19 protein-coding genes are annotated in these 19,181 nt (G+C 30.7%); 13 read left to right on the forward strand and 6 right to left on the reverse strand.

Annotated elements, in window-relative coordinates:
* Positions 1–7: 7 nt before the first annotated feature.
* Positions 8–1,273, reverse strand: a complete 1,266-nt coding sequence (locus tag ACFQ1O_RS05195; RefSeq protein ID WP_377714049.1) for a DUF2851 family protein — start codon at positions 1,271–1,273, stop codon at positions 8–10.
* Positions 1,274–1,339: 66 nt separating this feature from the next.
* Positions 1,340–2,320, reverse strand: a complete 981-nt coding sequence (locus ACFQ1O_RS05200; RefSeq protein ID WP_377714051.1) for a PLP-dependent cysteine synthase family protein — start codon at positions 2,318–2,320, stop codon at positions 1,340–1,342.
* A gap of 244 nt (positions 2,321–2,564) precedes the next feature.
* Here ACFQ1O_RS05200 and ACFQ1O_RS05205 point away from each other — a divergent pair, with 244 nt between their 5' ends.
* Complete coding sequence (locus ACFQ1O_RS05205; RefSeq protein WP_377714053.1) at positions 2,565–3,305, forward strand: WG repeat-containing protein; 741 nt, start codon at positions 2,565–2,567, stop codon at positions 3,303–3,305.
* Between the two features lie 38 nt (positions 3,306–3,343).
* The gene (locus tag ACFQ1O_RS05210; RefSeq protein ID WP_377714055.1) at positions 3,344–3,970 is read left to right on the forward strand and encodes a hypothetical protein; all 627 of its coding nucleotides are present in this window, start codon (positions 3,344–3,346) and stop codon (positions 3,968–3,970) included.
* 41 nt (positions 3,971–4,011) lie between these two features.
* Here ACFQ1O_RS05210 and ACFQ1O_RS05215 read toward each other — a convergent pair whose 3' ends face one another.
* Complete coding sequence (locus ACFQ1O_RS05215; protein ID WP_377714057.1) at positions 4,012–5,268, reverse strand: ABC transporter permease; 1,257 nt, start codon at positions 5,266–5,268, stop codon at positions 4,012–4,014.
* On the opposite strand from ACFQ1O_RS05215, the gene ACFQ1O_RS05220 reads away from it, so the two are divergent.
* Positions 5,268–6,515 (forward strand): exo-beta-N-acetylmuramidase NamZ family protein, encoded by a 1,248-nt coding sequence (locus ACFQ1O_RS05220; RefSeq protein WP_377714059.1) that lies wholly within the window; start codon positions 5,268–5,270, stop codon positions 6,513–6,515. The genes ACFQ1O_RS05215 and ACFQ1O_RS05220 overlap by 1 nt on opposite strands.
* 20 nt (positions 6,516–6,535) lie before the next feature.
* Here ACFQ1O_RS05220 and ACFQ1O_RS05225 read toward each other — a convergent pair whose 3' ends face one another.
* On the reverse strand, positions 6,536–7,360 hold the full coding sequence (locus ACFQ1O_RS05225; RefSeq protein ID WP_377714061.1) for a glycerophosphodiester phosphodiesterase family protein: 825 nt from the start codon (positions 7,358–7,360) through the stop codon (positions 6,536–6,538).
* 84 nt (positions 7,361–7,444) lie between these two features.
* A complete protein-coding gene (locus tag ACFQ1O_RS05230) occupies positions 7,445–7,942 on the reverse strand; it encodes a YkgJ family cysteine cluster protein (protein WP_377714063.1) in 498 nt (165 codons plus the stop codon).
* 435 nt (positions 7,943–8,377) lie between these two features.
* On the opposite strand from ACFQ1O_RS05230, the gene ACFQ1O_RS05235 reads away from it, so the two are divergent.
* Positions 8,378–9,082, forward strand: a complete 705-nt coding sequence (locus ACFQ1O_RS05235; RefSeq protein WP_377714065.1) for a class I SAM-dependent methyltransferase — start codon at positions 8,378–8,380, stop codon at positions 9,080–9,082.
* A 6-nt stretch (positions 9,083–9,088) separates the two neighbouring features.
* Here the strand turns inward: ACFQ1O_RS05235 and ACFQ1O_RS05240 are convergent, their stop codons facing one another.
* The gene (locus ACFQ1O_RS05240) at positions 9,089–9,718 is read right to left on the reverse strand and encodes a 7-carboxy-7-deazaguanine synthase QueE (protein WP_377714067.1); all 630 of its coding nucleotides are present in this window, start codon (positions 9,716–9,718) and stop codon (positions 9,089–9,091) included.
* Between the two features lie 156 nt (positions 9,719–9,874).
* On the opposite strand from ACFQ1O_RS05240, the gene ACFQ1O_RS05245 reads away from it, so the two are divergent.
* The 9 genes from ACFQ1O_RS05245 (at position 9,875) to ACFQ1O_RS05285 (ending at position 19,176) form a co-directional block, all read left to right on the forward strand.
* Positions 9,875–10,645, forward strand: coding sequence for a hypothetical protein (locus ACFQ1O_RS05245; protein WP_377714069.1), 771 nt, complete (start codon positions 9,875–9,877; stop codon positions 10,643–10,645).
* An 82-nt stretch (positions 10,646–10,727) separates the two neighbouring features.
* A complete protein-coding gene (locus ACFQ1O_RS05250; protein ID WP_377714071.1) occupies positions 10,728–12,245 on the forward strand; it encodes a helicase HerA-like domain-containing protein in 1,518 nt (505 codons plus the stop codon).
* Positions 12,246–12,250: 5 nt separating this feature from the next.
* A complete protein-coding gene (locus ACFQ1O_RS05255; RefSeq protein WP_377714073.1) occupies positions 12,251–12,988 on the forward strand; it encodes a class I SAM-dependent methyltransferase in 738 nt (245 codons plus the stop codon).
* Positions 12,985–13,818, forward strand: a complete 834-nt coding sequence (locus ACFQ1O_RS05260) for a hypothetical protein (protein WP_377714075.1) — start codon at positions 12,985–12,987, stop codon at positions 13,816–13,818. The genes ACFQ1O_RS05255 and ACFQ1O_RS05260 overlap by 4 nt, the downstream gene beginning before the upstream one ends.
* A gap of 28 nt (positions 13,819–13,846) precedes the next feature.
* Positions 13,847–14,398, forward strand: a complete 552-nt coding sequence (locus ACFQ1O_RS05265; protein ID WP_377714077.1) for a hypothetical protein — start codon at positions 13,847–13,849, stop codon at positions 14,396–14,398.
* Positions 14,399–14,463: 65 nt separating this feature from the next.
* Complete coding sequence (msrA, locus tag ACFQ1O_RS05270) at positions 14,464–15,090, forward strand: peptide-methionine (S)-S-oxide reductase MsrA (protein WP_377714079.1); 627 nt, start codon at positions 14,464–14,466, stop codon at positions 15,088–15,090.
* A gap of 67 nt (positions 15,091–15,157) precedes the next feature.
* On the forward strand, positions 15,158–16,426 hold the full coding sequence (locus ACFQ1O_RS05275; RefSeq protein WP_377714081.1) for a PKD domain-containing protein: 1,269 nt from the start codon (positions 15,158–15,160) through the stop codon (positions 16,424–16,426).
* Positions 16,427–16,510: 84 nt separating this feature from the next.
* Positions 16,511–17,779 (forward strand): kynureninase, encoded by a 1,269-nt coding sequence (gene kynU / locus ACFQ1O_RS05280; protein ID WP_377714082.1) that lies wholly within the window; start codon positions 16,511–16,513, stop codon positions 17,777–17,779.
* A complete protein-coding gene (locus ACFQ1O_RS05285) occupies positions 17,779–19,176 on the forward strand; it encodes an FAD-dependent oxidoreductase (protein ID WP_377714084.1) in 1,398 nt (465 codons plus the stop codon). Before kynU ends, ACFQ1O_RS05285 begins: the two co-directional genes overlap by 1 nt.
* The last annotated feature ends 5 nt before the right edge of the window (positions 19,177–19,181 follow it).

Below are 19,181 nucleotides of genomic sequence, written 5' to 3' on the forward strand. Positions count from 1 at the left end.
AACTTTTTTACAGATAGAGTAATTTGTTTCCTATTTTACAGTTTAAACATTTATTATTATCGCAGTAATACTTCTTTAATTCTAATAAAGCCTGTGAATCTCCAGCATGGTCAACTTTAATATTTAACTGTTTAAACTTAGCTATTACACCATTTGTTTCTGGCTGAATGGACTTATACAAGTCGAAAACCACATCAAAATTTGTTTTACCTAAAGTTTTATAATACAAATACTTTAATGGTAAAAACACATTTATAATTAAACGTTCTACAAAAGCTTCACTAAGCAACAAGTTTTTTTTATTACTTATTTTACCAAAAACATAATGAGTGTCCCAATAACTAGAAGCTTTAACTTTAAATACTTGTTTAATTTCTTGCACACTTTCATTTTCAATAAGTCTTGAAAACATGTTTTTATTTAAAGAATATAAAGTTGCAAACTGAGACAACCTAATGGTAGGGAAATTAGCTGGTCGCATTCTAAAAAACTGTACTTTCCCTACCACGGGCATTAAATTGTATTTTCGTTTTAAAAACAAATACTCATTCTTTAATTGCTCATAATAAGAATCATTTAAATCGTCGTCTAACATATTTGCTTGACCAAATAATAGAGCCTCTAAGCTTAATCTTGATGTTATTTCTTTTTTAAATACCGAATATGATATACTATTTACAAGTTGTTCAAAAAAGTGAGTGTTGGCAGTTAAACCAAAAGACTTTGCCAATTGTTTAAACAAAACTTCCTCCCAGTTATTTTGAGTTTTATTTAGGTCGTTTTGAATTATTTTTGATTTTCTCTCTAATCTAGCAACCAAGAAACTATCTTTTAAACTCATTAATAAAACACTATTTACTGTATGAATATCTGATTCACAATTAATCCATAATTTATTACTCAGTAACTTTTTATAGTTTTCTATAATTTTTTCATCTACGTTATTTTTTAGCACTAATGTTTTTACAGGATTATCATAAGCATCAAAAACCACTACATCATCTTCCCATACTACATGTAAAATAACATTATCATAATTTTCATCTATTTCATGATTATGAATATACCAATCTGAAGTTTTTATATGAATTTCTACATTACCCGCCCACTCTTGATCGCCTATAACAAGCCTTGAATTAAAAAAATCTGGGCCTGAGTTAACATTTCTTTGCCCTACTGAAATGACCTGTATTCTTTCTCCATCAATTGTTTCTAATTTATTAGATTTCAATTTTTGGTATTGCCATATATAATGTAGAAAATCTTCTTGCATCTTATTAAGATACAAAAAAACCGCTACATAATTTGTAGCGGTTTTACACATATTCTCTAAAAACGGTTAATCCAAATACCCCATTTCTTTCATCCAATCGTTATTAAACATTTTACCCACATAACGACTTCCGTGATCATGAAACAACACAACCACTACATCATTTGGTTTAAAATTTTCTTTTAATTGCAACAAACCTTTCATAGCTGCACCCGCCGAATTTCCTAAAAACATCCCTTCTTCTTTAGCTAGTCTTTGAGTATACACAGCTGCATCTTTATCTGTTACTTTAGTAAACCCATCAATAATAGAAAAATCAACATTTTCTGGTAAAATATCCTCGCCAATACCTTCGGTCACGTATGGATAAATTTCATTCTCATCAAAAATACCCGTTTCATGATATTTTTTAAACACAGAACCATAAGTATCAATTCCCCATACTTTTACATCTGGATTTTGTTCTTTTAAATATTTACCTACTCCAGAAATTGTTCCACCAGTTCCTACTCCTACCACAAAATGTGTTACTTTACCACTTGTTTGTTCCCAAATTTCAGGGCCTGTACTTTCGTAATGAGCTTTTGCGTTACTAGGATTATCGTATTGATTCACATACCAAGAATTTGGGGTTTCTTCTGCTAATCTTTTTGAAACAGAGTAATAAGACCTAGGATCATCAGGCTCTACATCTGTAGGGCAAACTACAACCTCAGCACCAACAGCTCTTAAAATATCCATTTTCTCCTTTGATTGTTTGTCTGACAATACAAACACACACTTATACCCCTTTACAATTGCGGCTAATGCAAGTCCCATCCCCGTATTCCCAGAAGTTCCTTCAATAATGGTTCCACCAGGCTTTAATCTACCATCAGCCTCAGCGTCTTCTATCATAGTCAAAGCCATCCTATCTTTAACTGAGTTTCCAGGATTAAACGTTTCATATTTAGCTAACACTAAACATGGTAACTCTTGAGCCAGTTTATTGATCTTGACCATTGGTGTATTACCAATAGTTTCTAGTATATTTTTCGCGTATTTCATTATCGATTTAAAATATTGAGAACCGCAAAGGTAAGCCATTCATCTACAATAAAAAACACATGAAGTATTTATACATTTTTTTACAATATTGTTAACGAATTGTAAATTATTTAACAAAAATGCATTTCAACAATTATATTCGCATCTTAACGAGTCGTTAACAAAAGTTTATTTAATTAAACAGTTTTTTTACCTAAGTTTATATCACCACAAAAAAAAACATAACCCTAAAAAACTATTTAAAATGAAAAAATTATTTATTCTAATTGCATTCATTACACTGTCTGCAAATGCTCAAGAATTCTTTACAGTACAAAACGGAGATCTTTACGGAATGATTAATGATAAAGGAACTGAAATAATAGCTCCTAAGTATCATTATCTGGGGAACTTTGACGAAATGAAATCTGGCTGGGCCAAAGTTGGCTTTGAGGGATTATTTGGTTTTGTAGATAAAACCGGAAAAGAAATTGTTGAAGTTAAATATCAGTTCATAGGTAACTACGGCGAATATTATGCGGATTGGGCCTTGATAAAATATAACGGAAAATACGGATTTATAGACAAAAGAGGTAAAGAAACTGTAGACCCTGTTTTTGAAAAAATAAACAAGTTCGGTGAGATTCATGATGACTGGGCTTTGGTTCAAGAAAATTCATTCTTCGGTTTTATAGATAAGACTGGTAATAAAGTTTTAGACACTAAATTTGAAAAAATAGAAGAATTTGACAAATATAAAAAAGGATGGTCTTTAGTACTTACCGATGCTAAATATGGTTTTATAGACCGATCAGGAAATTTAGTTGTTCAACCAAAATACTCAGAAATCGGACAATTTGATGATATTAAAAAAGGTTGGGCGTTAATTACTGTTAATGGAGAAAAGTTTGGTTTTATAGACCGTACCGGAAAAGAAATTGTTGCTCCAAACTACAGCAGTATTGAACCTTTTATGAAGAAAAAATCTAAAATGGCTAAAAATTAATAGCCCTATTCTAAACAATATATAAAGGGTCGACTCGAATGAGTATTGACCCTTTTATTTTATCCCAAACTCAATTACTAACTTTAATTCAATCTAACACAATGAAGAAAAATGCTTACACCTTAATTCTATTTTTTTTATCGATCAGTTTTAGTTTTTGTCAAGAGCACACTACTTTATTAAAAAAGCTAGAAGCATTTAAAAATAGTGATCAGTATAATACCGTAGAACATGAAATTCTTAACGCCAGTAAAAATATTTTATTTCAACCTTTTAGTGTAAAAGACAAGGACAAAATGGACGCTATAAAAGCTGTAGATAGGTGGTTAGTATATACTGGTGACTACACGTTTCCTGTGATGGGAAAATTATACAATGCCATTAAAAACGATGAATACTTAGTTAGTCTTTACAAAACTTCTATGGTAAATTATATTTTAGATCAGAAGTTAAATTACAACAGGATTATTACTTGTAACATCAATCCGCCTAAAGGAAAGACTTATTTAGAGCAAAATGATGTAAGAGAATTACATTATGAAGCAGCCGTTATTTTAATCAAGTTTTTAAAAGAAAATAAAGAACTAGATCAAGGAAAAGATTTTAAAAACATTGTAAATGCTTATGACGAAAAAAACTTACGAGAGGTTTTATTTGAGAGTTAAAACACAAAGCCATCTAAATTAAAGATGGCTTTTTTTATTTTCTAATCAAAACGAATAGCCTTGACAGGAGATATTTTAGTTATGATATATGACGGTATTAGAAGCAATAAAAAGCAAATTGTAAAAGTCACTATATTTAACAGTATTACATATACATAATTAATGGAAACCGGAATTTCTTTTACATAATAAGCTTCGGGGTTCGGAAAACTTAGTATTCCATAAGCATCTTGTAAATGCAGAAAACTTAAACCTATTAAGTTACCCCAAAAAAGCCCTATTAAAACAATATAAGATGCATTATACAAAAACACTTTTCTTACACTCCAGTTATTGCTTCCTAGAGCCTTGAGTATACCTATAAGTTTTGTCTTTTCTAAAATTAACACCAACAACATTACACTCATATTAATAACAGATATAATAATCATTATTCCAATAATTAAATAAATATTGAAATCGAATACTTTAATCCATTCAAAAATTGAATCAAACTTTTGACTAACAGGAGTAACATTTAAAAAAGAATTAGTTTGGTTATATAACTCATCTGCCTTTTGCTCTAAATTAGAAAAGTCATCTATAAAAATTTCAAAACTTCCTACCTGTAAATAATTTCCTTCCTCATCTTTATTCCATTTATTCATTCTCTGCACATGTCTAATATCGGCTATAACAATTAATTTATCAAAGTCTTGAAAACCTGAATCATAAATTCCAACTACTTCAAAAAAACGTCTGCTAGGAATTTTATTTAAATCATCTTTAGGGAAATAGGTCTTAACTTTATCTCCTAACTCAAAACCCAATCTATTAGCCAAAAAACGAGACACTAAAAGTTCATTATTTTCTTTTTCTCCTAAAACATTTGGCAACTTCCCTTCGACCAAATGTTCCTTAAAAAAAGACCAGTTATAATCTTTCCCAACTCCTTTTAACTGAACCCCCTCGAAATCGGTTTCAGTTCTAATTACACCTCCTTTATTAGCTATTGCCTGTACATGAGTAACACCTTCTATAGATGAATTTGGATAAAACCCTTGATTGATTGAGATTGGCTTAGCTGAAACATCTGATTGATTGTTATCATATTTAGATATGATAATATGTCCGTTAAACGCAGAAACTTTTTCTTGAATTTTCTGTTGCAGCCCTATTCCCGCAGCTACAGCTATAAGCATCATGATCATCCCCAAAGCAATTGCTAGTATAGCTATTTTTATAATTGGAGAGGATACACTACTTTTATACTGTTTAGCGGCAATTATGCCTTTAGCTATAAATAATTCGAAATTCAATGCGTCAATCTCTTTTAGTATTTACCAAAAATACATTTTTAATTCTTGTAGGCTTTCTTTTTTTAGCGAATAGTTGTCAATCTCAAAAAAAAGAAGAGATTAAGCCTATTAAGCATGATAAAACCGAGCTTGAAGAATCAACTCGAAAGGCTCTTGATATTATTACCGGAGCTAATCAAACAGAAAACTACTTACCTCTGATAAAAAACAAAACTGTTGGTGTTGTAGCCAACCAAACTTCTGTAATTTTCACCACAAATAATTACACACACCTAGTAGACTCTCTTCTTACTCTTAATATCAATATTAAAAAAGTATTTGCTCCTGAACATGGATTTAGAGGAAAAGCAGATGCTGGCGAAACTATTAAAGATGGTAAAGACGCTAAAACAGGTATTGATATTATTTCAATCTATGGAAAAAACAAAAAACCTTCAAAACAACAATTAGAAGGTTTAGACATTATGATATTTGATATCCAGGATGTTGGTGCCCGATTTTACACCTACATTTCTTCTTTGCACTACATTATGGAGGCTTGTGCAGAGAATAATATTCCGGTATTAATTTTTGATAGACCTAACCCAAACGGACATTATATTGATGGTCCTATTTTAGAATTAGAAAACAAAAGTTTTGTTGGCATGCACCCGATACCTGTTGTACATGGAATGACTATAGGTGAATACGCAAAAATGATTAACGGTGAAAAGTGGTTAAAAAACGGTATGCAATGCAATATAACTGTTATCCCTTGTGCTAATTACACAAAGAAATCTGTTTATAGTTTACCAATTAAACCATCTCCAAACTTGCCAAATGACACTGCTATTAACCTTTACCCAAGTTTGTGTTTTTTTGAGGGTACTAATATAAGCGTTGGAAGAGGTACTAATAAACAATTCCAAGTTTACGGAGCACCGCATTTACCAAAATCTAATTTTAGCTTTACTCCTCATCCTAACGAAGGAGCCAAATATCCGAAACACCAAAACACAATTTGTTATGGTAAAGATTTAAGTAATAAAACCAAGCTTGACCACTTAAATCTAGAATGGATTATAGATGCTTATAAAAAGACACCTAATAAAGATAATTTCTTTAACTCATTTTTTATCAAGTTAGCAGGCACAAAAAAATTACAAAAACAAATTGAAAATGGAGCAAGTCTTCAAGAAATTAAAGCTTCATGGAAAAGTGGATTGAACAATTACAATTTAATGAGGGAAAAATACTTGATTTATTAATTTACTCTTACTAAAGAAGTTTATTTTCCTGAAGATAATAAGTTAATTAATCTATCTGGGTAATCAGTAATTATACCATCTACGCCCATTTTTTTTACTGCTTTCATGTCTGTTAACTCATTAATAGTCCAAGGGTAAATATAAAAACCTTCACTTTTGTATTGAGCAACCATTGACTCATTTAACAATTTAAAATATGGGCCAATAATTTCTGGTTTAAAGTTCAATTGTTTTAATTTTTCATCTATACTTTCTTCACTATTTATTAATAATGAAATTCTTTTTTTTGAATCTCTTAATTTAATTTCGTTGAGTATTTCTACATCAAAAGATTTTAAAACTAGTCTACTTTTTAATTGAAAAGGCAATACCTCTTTTAAAAGTATAGCTACATATTCTTGTGGATTTGGATAAAACAAACCATATAATTCTGGTTTACTCTTTATTTCTATTAAATACGTTATTGGCCTTATTTTGTGTTGCTTACAATATGTTTCGCAAGCAATAATTACTTCGGCTAGTAATGGTTTATAAGCTGGTATTTTTATTTGATTAGGAAATTTAAAATGGTGTTTTAAACCACAATCAAAAGCCTTAATCTCTTCATAAGGCATGTGATATAAATTAATTTTTTGATCATCAACCTCTTTAATAGTAGATCCATCAGGAAATGTACAGGTAACTCTAGACATAAAAGCTTCATGAGAAACTACAATTTCTTCATCTAATGAAACTACTATATCTAGCTCAATTGCGTCTACTCCTAAACGAATAGCCTCTATAAAACCATCTAATGTATTTTCTGGTAAAATACCTCTACAACCTCTATGACCAATAACAAACATACTTACATTTTTAATCTTAAGTAATGTCTTTTTTGAGGGTAAGTTTAAATACTGCGGCTATGCCCTAAGAATTAAAGATACAAATTATTTCAATTTAATCCTTTTCTTCATAGCTTCTACAATATTGTATGCTGCAGGGCATATTTCTGTATTTTTTAGAGTTAAATCTGTGAGTTGCTGAAACTTTCTCCTATTAGTATGGGGATACTCCTTACATGCATTTGGTCTAACATCGTATATTAAACAATAATTATCTTCTGCCAAAAAAGCACAAGGAGATTGCTGCAACACCATAAAACCATCGCTATCCATTTCTAAATATTGAGAAACAAACTGATGTTCTTTCATTTTAAGATGCTTAGAAATCCTCTCAATATCCTTTCTAATAAATAACGGACTTGTAGTTTTACAACAGTTACCACACTCTAAACAATCTGTACGCTCAAACTCTTCTTCATGCAATTCTTGCATGGTATAATCTAAGTTTTTAGGCACTCTCTTCTTCAGTCGCTTAAAAAACTTTTTAGACTCTTCTTTTTTTTCTGCTGCTAATTTGGGTAACTCCTTTAAAATATCCTCCATAGTACAAAGATATTTGTTTTCTTTGTTCTTTCATATATAGCTTATGACAAAGATGACATTTAATAGTTTAGTGCAAAAAAAACTTTTTTTATTAATTCTTTTAAACTCTCTATTATTACCAAGTTATACATTATCCTCACAAATTGGTTTTAACAAAACTGTTGGTTGGGAATTTGATATTAACACCTGGCTATTTTTTTCGAAAACCTATTTAAACACAACATTTGTAATTATTTATGGATTGTTAACACTTTTTAAAAGAATTACAAACATCATATATTCAAAAGTACATTTGTTACTCATAATCTCAATTATTTTTTTTAATCACCTAGAATTAATTTCAAATTCACTCTTACTTTTATTACAAATAATATCGTTAATAATATTTTCTTTAAATGTGATATGGTCTTTAACCCATAAAAACAAAACAACAAAATGAAAGATATTCTAGGAACTGCTCTTTTAGATTACTATAACAATAACTATTCGGAGGATATTATAACAGAATCTACCATTTCTGAAGCAGATGAAATGCCTTTACCTTATTTATTTCGCTCGTACAAAGAAATGCCAGTAATAGAACAAAAAGCTTTACAACTAGCTAAAGGAAAGGTGTTAGATGTTGGTTGTGGGGCTGGTTCTCATTCTTTATATCTTCAGAATGTAAAAAACTTAGATGTTACAGCCATTGACATCTCAATAGGTGCTACAGAAGTAACTAAAGCAAGAGGCATAAAAAATTGCTTTAATCAAAACCTATTCGAGCAAAAAGATCAATATGACACTTTATTACTACTAATGAACGGTATTGGTATTTGTGGTAAACTTGAACGTATCAATTTATTTTTACAACATCTTAAATCTCTATTAAAGCCTAACGGACAAATTCTACTTGACTCTTCAGATATTATTTATATGTTCGACCAAGAAGAAGATGGCAGTGTTTTAGTTCAAGCTAACAAATATTATGGTGAAGTAGAATTTACCATGAGTTATAAAGGAGAAGCCTCAGCTACCTTTGATTGGTTGTACTTAGATTATAACACCCTACAAAATGCCTGTATGGCTAATAATTTAAATTGTGAGTTAGTAACAGAAGGAGATCATTATGATTTTTTGGCTAGGATAACCCGGCTTTAGACTAAATTAAGGAATATTCATATACTTATGAGTCTGTAAAGACATTTTCCATTTAGGATTCTTCATTACATACTCTACCATTAATGGAATCATTTCGTCTTTTTTACTCCACTCTGGCTGTAGAAACAGAATACAATCCTCTCCTACTTGTGCTGCTTGCTCTTCAGCAAATTTAAAATCGTGCTTATTATATACAATTACTTTTAATTCATGTGCAGCTTTGTGCACTTCTTGCAATGGTAATTTTGTTTTTTTAGGAGACAAACAAATCCAATCCCAATCTCCTGTTAACTCATATGCTCCAGAAGTTTCTATATGCGTTTTAACTCCTCTATCCTTTAAAGCTTTAGTAAGGGGATTCATATCCCACATTAAAGGCTCTCCTCCTGTTACCACAATAGTATCAGAATATTTAGCCGCATTTTCAGCTATTGAATCAGTCTTTGTTGGTGGGTGCAAATTAGCATCCCAACTTTCTTTAACATCACACCAATGGCAACCAACATCACAACCACCTACTCTAATAAAATAAGCGGCAGTTCCTTTAAAATAACCTTCTCCCTGAATGGTATAAAACTCTTCCATTAATGGAAGCATTTCACCTCTATCTACTAATTCCTTTATTTCTCTTTTCATTGTTGGGCAAAGGTAATTATTTAAACCACTTAATAAAAAAACAATCACTTCATCTATTTTTTCATCCCTCTTAACCATATTCTTACTGGTAAAACTAAATATACAGTGGTTTTGTTTTAGTCCTAATTAAATTCGAATGGACAAAAAAATGATACTATGAGAACATTTATCTTATTTTTACTATTAAGCATTAATACATATTCACAAGTAGGTATTGGTACAACTAACCCAGATAGCTCTTCAATTTTAGATATCAATTCTAACAACAAAGGTGTTTTACTACCTAGGTTAACCAATACAGAAAGAAATACTATTTCTTCTCCTGCAAAAGGATTGGTAATTTTTAATTCTACTACAAATAGTTTAGAAATCAATACAGGAACTCCTTCTTACCCATTATGGCAAGCATTACAAACTAACAACATCGTTAGCACAGATTCAAACAATATCATATCTACTGGAACAGACGGAGGCGCTTATTTAGCTTCTACTAGTTACTCAGGAAAATTTATTATTAATAACTCTGGTCATATTACTATCACAGGAATTCCTTTTAAACCCAGCAGAATTACATTTGTTGGCCATGCCAATGTTGAATCGTACAATTTAAGTGATGATAATGAAATGAATCAAAACAATCATTCCGGTATATCTAATGCATTTGCTTCAATGAATGGTTATGCAACAAATTACGATGACAATATACAACAACAGGTTATTGCAATAGGAGCACACGGAAACTCTATAAACGACATTTCAAGATTTGCTTCAAGCTCTCACGCTATAGGAATTAGATATGGTAACCAAAATGGTAATTTATTAGGCCATACTAAGGCAACTGTTACAGCTTTTAACAGCGATGGCTTTACTATTAATGTAAATGAATATGCAGACGGTATGGTTATTTTATTTGAAGCCTACAGATAATAAACACTCTACAAATATATTTAAGAGCAATTTTTATTGCTCTTTTTTTATATATCATTATTTTTATCAAAAAAAGATATTCATGTCTCATAAAGAAAAATTCTTTGACCACATAAACAAAGGTTATACTACTAAAGGAGATTACATTACCGTAGGTTCTGCAATGTTAGAAACAGAAACTCTAACAAATGCCTTTGTAAAAATACCTCTTAAAACTCTAAACCGACATGGATTAATTGCTGGTGCTACTGGTACTGGTAAAACCAAATCTTTACAAGTTTTAGCAGAAAATTTATCCGATAAAGGTATTCCGGTTTTGTTAATGGACATGAAAGGAGACTTGAGTGGTTTAGCTCAACCAAGTCCTGGGCATCTAAAAATAGATGAACGCCATGAAAAGATAGGATTACCTTTTGAAGCTAAAAAGTTTCCAGTTGAAATTTTAAGCCTATCAGAGCAAGAAGGTGTTAGAATGAGAGCTACAGTTTCTGAATTTGGGCCAGTTTTGTTATCTAGAATATTAGACGTTACTGAAACTCAAGCTGGAATTATATCGGTAGTTTTTAAATATTGTGATGACAATCAACTAGGTTTATTAGATTTAAAAGACTTTAAAAAAGTACTTCAATTTGCTACAGGAGAAGGGAAACAAGAGTTTCAAGAAGCATACGGAAGAATCTCAACTGCCTCTACTGGTGCTATTTTAAGAAAGATTATTGAGTTAGAGCAACAAGGTGGTGATTTATTCTTTGGAGAAAAGTCTTTTGAGGTTAATGATTTAACCAGAATAGACGAAAACGGAAGAGGTTACATTAACATTCTTCGTTTAACAGATATACAAGACAAACCCAAATTATTCTCAACTTTTATGTTGAGCTTATTAGCCGAAATCTACGAGACATTTCCCGAACAAGGAGATTCCGGAAGACCTGAACTGGTATTGTTTATAGATGAGGCTCATTTGATATTTAAAAATGCTTCTAAAGCTCTTTTAGAGCAATTAGAGAGTATTGTAAAATTAATACGTTCTAAAGGAATTGGTTTATACTTCGTTACTCAAAACCCTACCGATGTACCAGATGCCGTATTAAGTCAGTTAGGACTAAAGATACAACATGCTTTACGTGCTTTTACAGCTAAAGACCGAAAAGCCATTAAACTTACAGCTCAAAATTATCCAGACACGGACTTTTATGACACAGTTGAAGTATTAACTTCTCTTGGTATTGGTGAAGCATTAGTTTCTGCATTAGATGAAAAAGGCAGACCTACTCCATTAGCCGCTACTATGATGAGGGCGCCTATGAGTAGAATGGATGTTTTGACCGATCAAGAATTAAATGAGTTAATTAATAGCTCAAAACTAATACCTAAGTATAAGGAAACTATCGATAGAGAAAGTGCTTATGAGTTGTTAGAGGATAAAATTAAAGATCTACAAGAAGACAAAGTCAAAGAAGCAGAACGAAAAGAAAAAGAAAAAGCAGCAAAAAGAAGTTCTAGTAGACGAAGTACAAGACAAAATCCAGTAGTAAAAGTGTTAACCAGCGCTACTTTTATTAGAGCTGCTTTTGGAGTGTTAAAAAAATTGATGAGATAATTTAAATGAATATTAATCCAGAAATATTCAATACTGTTAATTCAGATATTCCTTTTTTACTTGAAAATGAATATAGTATTCCATGGTCTATGTCTCGTACTGAGAAATATGCTTTTATAAAACTATTAGAAACCATTAAACCTGATAATGCTATAGAAATAGGCTGCTATAAAGGAGGTAGTTTACAAGTATTACAAAAATATTGCAAAAAAGTCTACTCTATTGATGTTGATAGTTCCTTAAGAGATGAAAGAACCAATCAATTTTCTAATGTTGATTTTTTAATTGGAAAATCTAAAGATATTGTTCCTAATATCATCAATCAATTAAACAATAACAATAAAAAATTAGATTTAGTTTTAATAGACGGAGATCATAGTTACAAAGGGGTAAAAAATGACTTTAATCTTTTCTTAAACTACATCCCTAAAAAACCTCTTTATATTATATTTCACGATAGTTTTAACCCTATCTGTAGAAAAGGAATTAAGGCTGCCAATTTTACAAAATCTGATCACATTCATTTTATTGATTTAGATTTTATTTCAGGTACATTTCCTTCAGATCATAAAAAAGAAATGTGGGGTGGTTTGGCTTTAGCTATTTTATTACCTGAAAAAAGAAAAAAAGAATTTATCATACATGAAAGTCAAAAAAGACTTTATAAAGCTGCTTTTAAAAATTCATCTCACTTTTGGAAAGAAACCATTAAAAACCTAATAGGATATTACAAGAAACAATGAAACTAAAACACTTAAAAAAGTTCTCTCTAGTTCTTTCAACTCTTACTTTTAATCTCTTCTTTGCTCAAATACCAATAGAAAAATTTAAAAATGAAATAGCTTCACTTGACACTAATACCAAACAAGAAGCATACTGGAAAAAACTGAATGAAATAGATCAAAACATTTTATTAAAAACAGAGAATATTATTGATTATGACTCAATATCTACCTGTAATATGATTAGGTCTGTAATATTAATTGAGAAACACAATAGTTACAGTAATCATGTACCAATTGCTAATCTTTCTCATAGCGTAGTTGCTTCTTCTAATTTAATTTATTGGCCAATTATTAAAAAATGTGCTAACAAATATGGATATGAAAAACTTATGGGAGGTAAAGCTTATATTTTAGAATCTTACTCAATAAGTTTTTATGGATACTCCCTATACAAACAAAACAATTTATATGAATCTTTACTAGAAAAACTTAATCAAGAAAAAAATAACAGCAAATCAATTATAGAGAATCTAGTTAATAATTATATAAAACAAAAAAAATACAGTTCTTTAAAAGAAGTTAAGGTAATAGGAAGGTGGCAATTACAGCCCTTTAAAAACCTTAAAGAAGATGGTTCTTTTGCATTTATAAAAATGAATGATAAAAACCTATACATGAGAAAGCATAAAAGATTACAAAAATTAATTTTCTTTAAGGTTGAGAATAATGTGAATTTTTATAAAATTGACAACGAACCATTTGGTTGGTATTATTCATTAGATGAAAACAATAACTTAAAATTACACAATGAAAAAGAAGAGGTTTTAATTGCTTATTCGAAAAAATAACTAAACCTCAACAAGAAATACAAACATTATGAAAAAACTATTTATTTTAACACTATCCAGTTTAACTTTTATTCAATGCGCAAAAAAAACTGATCCATTTTTAATTCAAAAAGACAAAATTGGAGTATTAGAAAGAAACTATACCGTTAAACAAATAGATTCTGTATTTGCAAACGATTCAATAGTAAAAAGAGTTGCAGGCGACGAGTTTGCTGGGAGCAGTACAGATATTGAAATCTACGAAAAAGGTGGTAAACATTTATTATCATTATCGCCTTCTGAAACATTAGACGACAATGCTACCATTAACATTGTAACTATAAATGATGACCGGTTTAAAACTGACAAAGGGATTAATTTAAATAGTACTTTTTTAGATTTCACAACCCACTACGAAGTTTCAAAAATTGATAGAATATTAAACAACATCAATGTTGAGTTTAAAAACCAAGATTTTTATATTACCATTTCTATAGATGAGTTACCCGGAGCATACAAATATGACTTTTCTAAAACCATAGAAATAGCCAGTATACCTGACAAAGCAAAAATTAAAAGTTTGCGTTTAGACTGGTTTTAATTATTTTTCTTTAAAATAACGATTAAGGAATTATAATCTTATCCGACTCAATTTAAAAAATTGTTATGAAGAAGATTTTAATTCCTTTTTTTATTGCTTTGCTAACCTATTCATGTGGGCAAACTCAAAATAAAACCGAAATAAAAACTAACCAGTCTACTCAACTAGAAAAAGCCTATTTTGCTGCTGGCTGTTTTTGGTGTGTAGAAGCTATTTTCGAAAGTGTAAATGGCGTAGAAGAAGTTATTTCTGGATATGCTGGTGGAACTCAGAAAAACCCAACTTATCAAAAAGTTAGCTACGGATTAACCGATCATGCAGAAGCTGTAGAAGTAATTTACGATCCTAAAAAAGTATCTTTTAAAACCTTAGTAGAAGTTTTTTATGGATCTCATGATCCTACCACTTTAAACAGACAAGGCCCTGATAAAGGAAAACAATATCGTTCTATTGCTTTTTATAGTAATGAAAAAGAAGAGGTAACTATAAACATGCTTACCAAAGAATTAAATCAATCTACTTTCGATGGCAAAATTGTCACACAAATTCAGCAGATAGAAACATTTTATAAAGCCGAAGATTACCACCAAAACTATGAGCGTTTAAATCCAGAAAATCCTTATGTACAAAATGTGTCGATTCCTAGATTAAATCGATTTAAGAAAAAGTTCCCTCATTTATTAAAACATTAATGTTCAGTTAATTTAGTTTACAAAAAAATATTTTCGTTAGTTTTGTTCACCCCTTAATTCATAACTCATGAAACATATATATATTATACTGATGTTAATTAGTATACAAATCTTGATAGGTCAAGAGTCTAAAAACGTATTGTTTTTAGGGAACAGTTATACCACTTCTAACAACCTTCCTTCTTTAATTCAGCAAACTGCCGCTTCTGTTGGAGACACTTTTACTTTTGACTCTAACACCCCTGGAGGATATCGATTGAAAGGACATGCTAGTAACACCACAAGTATCAACAAAATTCAAGCAGGAAATTGGGACTATGTTGTTTTACAAGAGCAAAGTCAATTCCCTTCCTTTCCAGATGCCCAAGTTGAAACTGAAGTATATCCATATGCAACTCAATTAAGTAATTTAATTAAACAACATAATCCTTGTGCTTCTACAACTTTTTATATGACATGGGGTAGAGAAAATGGTGATGCCGGAAACTGTTCGGGTTGGCCTCCCGTTTGTACTTATGAAGGAATGGACGATTTACTCAGACAACGTTACCAAACTATGGCTAATAACAATAATGGAATTACCTCTCCCGTAGGTGTTGTGTGGAGATATTTAAGAACCAACCACCCTACATTAGATTTATATTCTGGAGATGGAAGTCACCCTTCTTTAACTGGTAGCTATGCAGGAGCTATAACTTTCTATTGTACTATTTTTAGAAAAGACCCAACTTTAGTGACCTTTAATTCTACCTTAAATGCAGCAGATGCAGATATTATAAAAAACGCTGTAAAAGAAGTAGTTTTCAATGATTTTTCAGAATGGAATATTGGCAAATATGATCCTGTTGCTAATTTTACCTATACTAATACTGATGAAAATTACACTTTCAATAACACTAGTGACTATGGAGTATCATATTTATGGGATTTTGGAGATGGAAACACCTCTACAGATGAAAACCCAAACCATACCTACACTAGCATTGGGAACTTTACCATCACCCTTACTACTTCAAATTGTGGAAAAATTTCTATAACATCGCAAGACATTACTATTACTTCTTTAAACATTGAAGACAATCAATTGGCTGATAATAATTTCTATTTGGTTGAAAACCCTGTATCGGATTATATTAAAATAAACTCTAATCTATTTATTTTAAAAAAGTATCAATTTAGAATAACTAATACAATTGGGCAAGTGGTTATAAAAACTAATTCTAACCTTAATTCTAGTCAAGAAATTAATATTTCAAATTTATCAAATGGATTATATATTTTAAATATCTTCAATGAAGATCAAAAGGTTTTTAAAGTCAAAATTCTAAAAGACTAAACACATTCAAAACCGAAACTTTTTGTTTCGGTTTAATTTTTATATATTTGTGAAACACTGTTTCAATTATTAAAACAACAAGCAATGTCAATAGCATTTCAAGCAACTTTAGATTACGCTAAGCAACTAGATAAAGAAGATAAAATCAGTCATTTAAGACAAGAATTCCATATACCTAAAGACAAAAGTGGAAATGAGTGGATTTACATGTGTGGAAACTCTTTAGGGTTACAGCCAAAATCAACAAAAGAATATATTAACCAAGAGTTAACAGACTGGGCTAATTTTGGTGTCGAAGGTCATTTTGAAGCTAAAAACCCATGGATGCCTTATCATGAATTCTTAACGGATTCAATGGCTAAAATAGTTGGTGCAAAACCTATTGAAGTAGTAATTATGAATACACTTACTACCAATTTGCATTTGCTAATGGTATCATTTTATCAACCAACAGATAAAAAATATAAAATTGTAATTGAATCTGATGCATTTCCTTCCGATCGATATGCTGTTGAATCTCAAATAGATTTTCATGGTTATGATCCAAAAGAAGGGTTAATAGAGTGGAAACCAAGAGAAGGTGAAGAATTATTAAGAATGGAAGATTTAGAGACTATTCTTGATGAGCAAGGTGATGAAATTGCGCTGTTATTAATTGGAGGTGTTAACTACTATACTGGTCAGTATCTAGATATAAAACGCATTGCTGAATTAGGTCATGCAAAAGACTGTATGGTTGGTATTGATTTAGCTCACGGAGCTGGAAACATATCACCTAACTTACATGATTCAGGTGTAGATTTTGCCGCTTGGTGCACCTACAAATATTTAAATTCTGGACCAGGAAGTTTAGCAGGTTTATTTATTCATGAAAAGCATGCTTATAACAAAGACTTAAAGAAGTTTTCTGGTTGGTGGAGTCATAATAAATCTACCAGGTTTAATATGCGTCAAGACTTAGATATTATTCCTGGAGCAGAAGGTTATCAATTAAGTAACCCACCTATTTTATCTATGGCAGCTATTAAAGCATCATTAGATATGTTTAATGATGTTGGAATGGAAGCATTAAGAGAGAAATCTGAAAAGTTAACTGGATATTTCGAATTCTTAATCAATCAAATTGATACAGATCGAATTAAGGTTATTACTCCAACAAATCCTAAAGAAAGAGGTTGTCAACTTTCAGTTCAAGTAAAAAATGCTGATAAAAGTTTGCACAAAGCTTTAACAGATAATCATATTATTACAGATTGGAGAGAACCAGATGTTATTCGTTGCGCTCCAGTACCTATGTACAACTCTTTTGAAGATGTATTTAGAATGGTTGAAAAATTAAAAACACTATTATAATGGCTAAACAAGAACATATTATAATTATTGGAGCTGGACTATGTGGTTCGCTATTAGGTTTACGTTTAGCCCAAAGAGGTTACAAAGTTGACTTATACGAAAGTAGACCAGATTTAAGAACAACAGATATTTCTGCTGGTCGATCTATCAACTTAGCTTTGTCGGATAGAGGAATTAAAGCCATGAAGCTAGTGGGTATTGAAAATAAAGTAGAACCTCTTTGTATTCCAATGTACGGAAGATTGATTCACGATACAGAAGGAAATACTTTTTCATCTAATTATTCTGGAAGAGATGGTGAATATATCAATTCTATTTCAAGAGGGGGGTTAAACGGTTTACTTCTAGACGAGGCTGAACAACATGAAAATGTAACACTTCATTTTAATAAAAAATGTACTGGTGTTGACATAGAAAACAACACTGCTCATTTTAAATGTTATGAATCAAAAGAAGAATTTTCAGTTACAGGTGATGTTGTTTTCGGAACAGATGGTGCTGGCTCTTCTTTAAGAAAGAGTTACTACCTAGAAAAGAAATTTCTATTTAGTTACTCACAAAACTATTTGACTCATGGCTACAAAGAATTAGAAATTCCAGCCGACTCTAATGGTAAACACTTAATTAGTAAAGATCATTTACATATTTGGCCACGCGGACAGTATATGCTAATCGCCTTACCTAATTTGGATGGAAGTTTTACAGTTACTTTATTTTTAAGTTATGATGAAGGTGAATACAACTTTAATAATTTAACTACTATAGAAAAAGTAACCGAGTTTTTTAAAACTCAATTTCCAGATGCTTTAGAACTAATCCCAGATTTAGATAAAGAATTTTTTGGTAACCCAACTGGAGCTTTAGGAACCGTAAAATGTAGTCCTTGGCAATACAAAGGCAATACCTTATTAATGGGTGATGCTGCTCATGCCATAGTACCTTTTTACGGACAAGGTATGAATGCTTCATTTGAAGATGTAGTAGTTTTTGATAGTATTATGGATCAACACTCTGGTGATTGGAATGCTACATTTAAGGCTTATGAAAAAATACGAAAAGTAGATACAGATGCCATTGCTGATTTGGCTATAGATAACTATTACGAAATGCGTGACCATGTAGCTAATCCTATCTTTAAGGAAAAGCGCAAACTAGAAATGGATTTAGAGAAAACATTCCCAACAGAATACTTTTCTAAATACTCTATGGTTACATTCAATGAAAACATCAATTATGCTAAAGCTATGAAAATAGGTAGAGCTCAAGACAAAGCCCTATTAAATATGATAGCAGATAAAGAAATTGATACTACAGAAAACCTAAACAATATTTTAAAACAAGTACAACAACATACCAATGAAATTCTTGAAGAAGATAAGGTTGCTGGGTTAAAATAAACAAC

Origin of the sequence: Pseudofulvibacter geojedonensis, assembly GCF_042675745.1 — a bacterium.
Taxonomy (GTDB): domain Bacteria; phylum Bacteroidota; class Bacteroidia; order Flavobacteriales; family Flavobacteriaceae; genus Pseudofulvibacter; species Pseudofulvibacter geojedonensis.

Excerpts from the sequence above, each read along its gene's own strand:
- ACFQ1O_RS05265 (WP_377714077.1), top strand. The coding sequence starts at position 13,847 with ATGAAAAAACTATTTATTTTAACACTATCCAGTTTAACTTTTATTCAA.
- ACFQ1O_RS05285 (WP_377714084.1), top strand. The coding sequence starts at position 17,779 with ATGGCTAAACAAGAACATATTATAATTATTGGAGCTGGACTATGTGGT.
- ACFQ1O_RS05235 (WP_377714065.1), top strand. The coding sequence starts at position 8,378 with ATGAAAGATATTCTAGGAACTGCTCTTTTAGATTACTATAACAATAAC.
- ACFQ1O_RS05220 (WP_377714059.1), top strand. The coding sequence starts at position 5,268 with ATGCGTCAATCTCTTTTAGTATTTACCAAAAATACATTTTTAATTCTT.
- ACFQ1O_RS05225 (WP_377714061.1), bottom strand. The coding sequence starts at position 7,360 with ATGTTTGTTATTGGTCATAGAGGTTGTAGAGGTATTTTACCAGAAAAT.
- ACFQ1O_RS05210 (WP_377714055.1), top strand. The coding sequence starts at position 3,344 with ATGAGTATTGACCCTTTTATTTTATCCCAAACTCAATTACTAACTTTA.
- ACFQ1O_RS05255 (WP_377714073.1), top strand. The coding sequence starts at position 12,251 with ATGAATATTAATCCAGAAATATTCAATACTGTTAATTCAGATATTCCT.
- ACFQ1O_RS05275 (WP_377714081.1), top strand. The coding sequence starts at position 15,158 with ATGAAACATATATATATTATACTGATGTTAATTAGTATACAAATCTTG.
- ACFQ1O_RS05195 (WP_377714049.1), bottom strand. The coding sequence starts at position 1,273 with ATGCAAGAAGATTTTCTACATTATATATGGCAATACCAAAAATTGAAA.
- ACFQ1O_RS05230 (WP_377714063.1), bottom strand. The coding sequence starts at position 7,942 with ATGGAGGATATTTTAAAGGAGTTACCCAAATTAGCAGCAGAAAAAAAA.
- ACFQ1O_RS05240 (WP_377714067.1), bottom strand. The coding sequence starts at position 9,718 with ATGAAAAGAGAAATAAAGGAATTAGTAGATAGAGGTGAAATGCTTCCA.
- ACFQ1O_RS05200 (WP_377714051.1), bottom strand. The coding sequence starts at position 2,320 with ATGAAATACGCGAAAAATATACTAGAAACTATTGGTAATACACCAATG.
- msrA (WP_377714079.1), top strand. The coding sequence starts at position 14,464 with ATGAAGAAGATTTTAATTCCTTTTTTTATTGCTTTGCTAACCTATTCA.
- ACFQ1O_RS05260 (WP_377714075.1), top strand. The coding sequence starts at position 12,985 with ATGAAACTAAAACACTTAAAAAAGTTCTCTCTAGTTCTTTCAACTCTT.
- ACFQ1O_RS05250 (WP_377714071.1), top strand. The coding sequence starts at position 10,728 with ATGTCTCATAAAGAAAAATTCTTTGACCACATAAACAAAGGTTATACT.
- ACFQ1O_RS05205 (WP_377714053.1), top strand. The coding sequence starts at position 2,565 with ATGAAAAAATTATTTATTCTAATTGCATTCATTACACTGTCTGCAAAT.
- kynU (WP_377714082.1), top strand. The coding sequence starts at position 16,511 with ATGTCAATAGCATTTCAAGCAACTTTAGATTACGCTAAGCAACTAGAT.
- ACFQ1O_RS05245 (WP_377714069.1), top strand. The coding sequence starts at position 9,875 with ATGAGAACATTTATCTTATTTTTACTATTAAGCATTAATACATATTCA.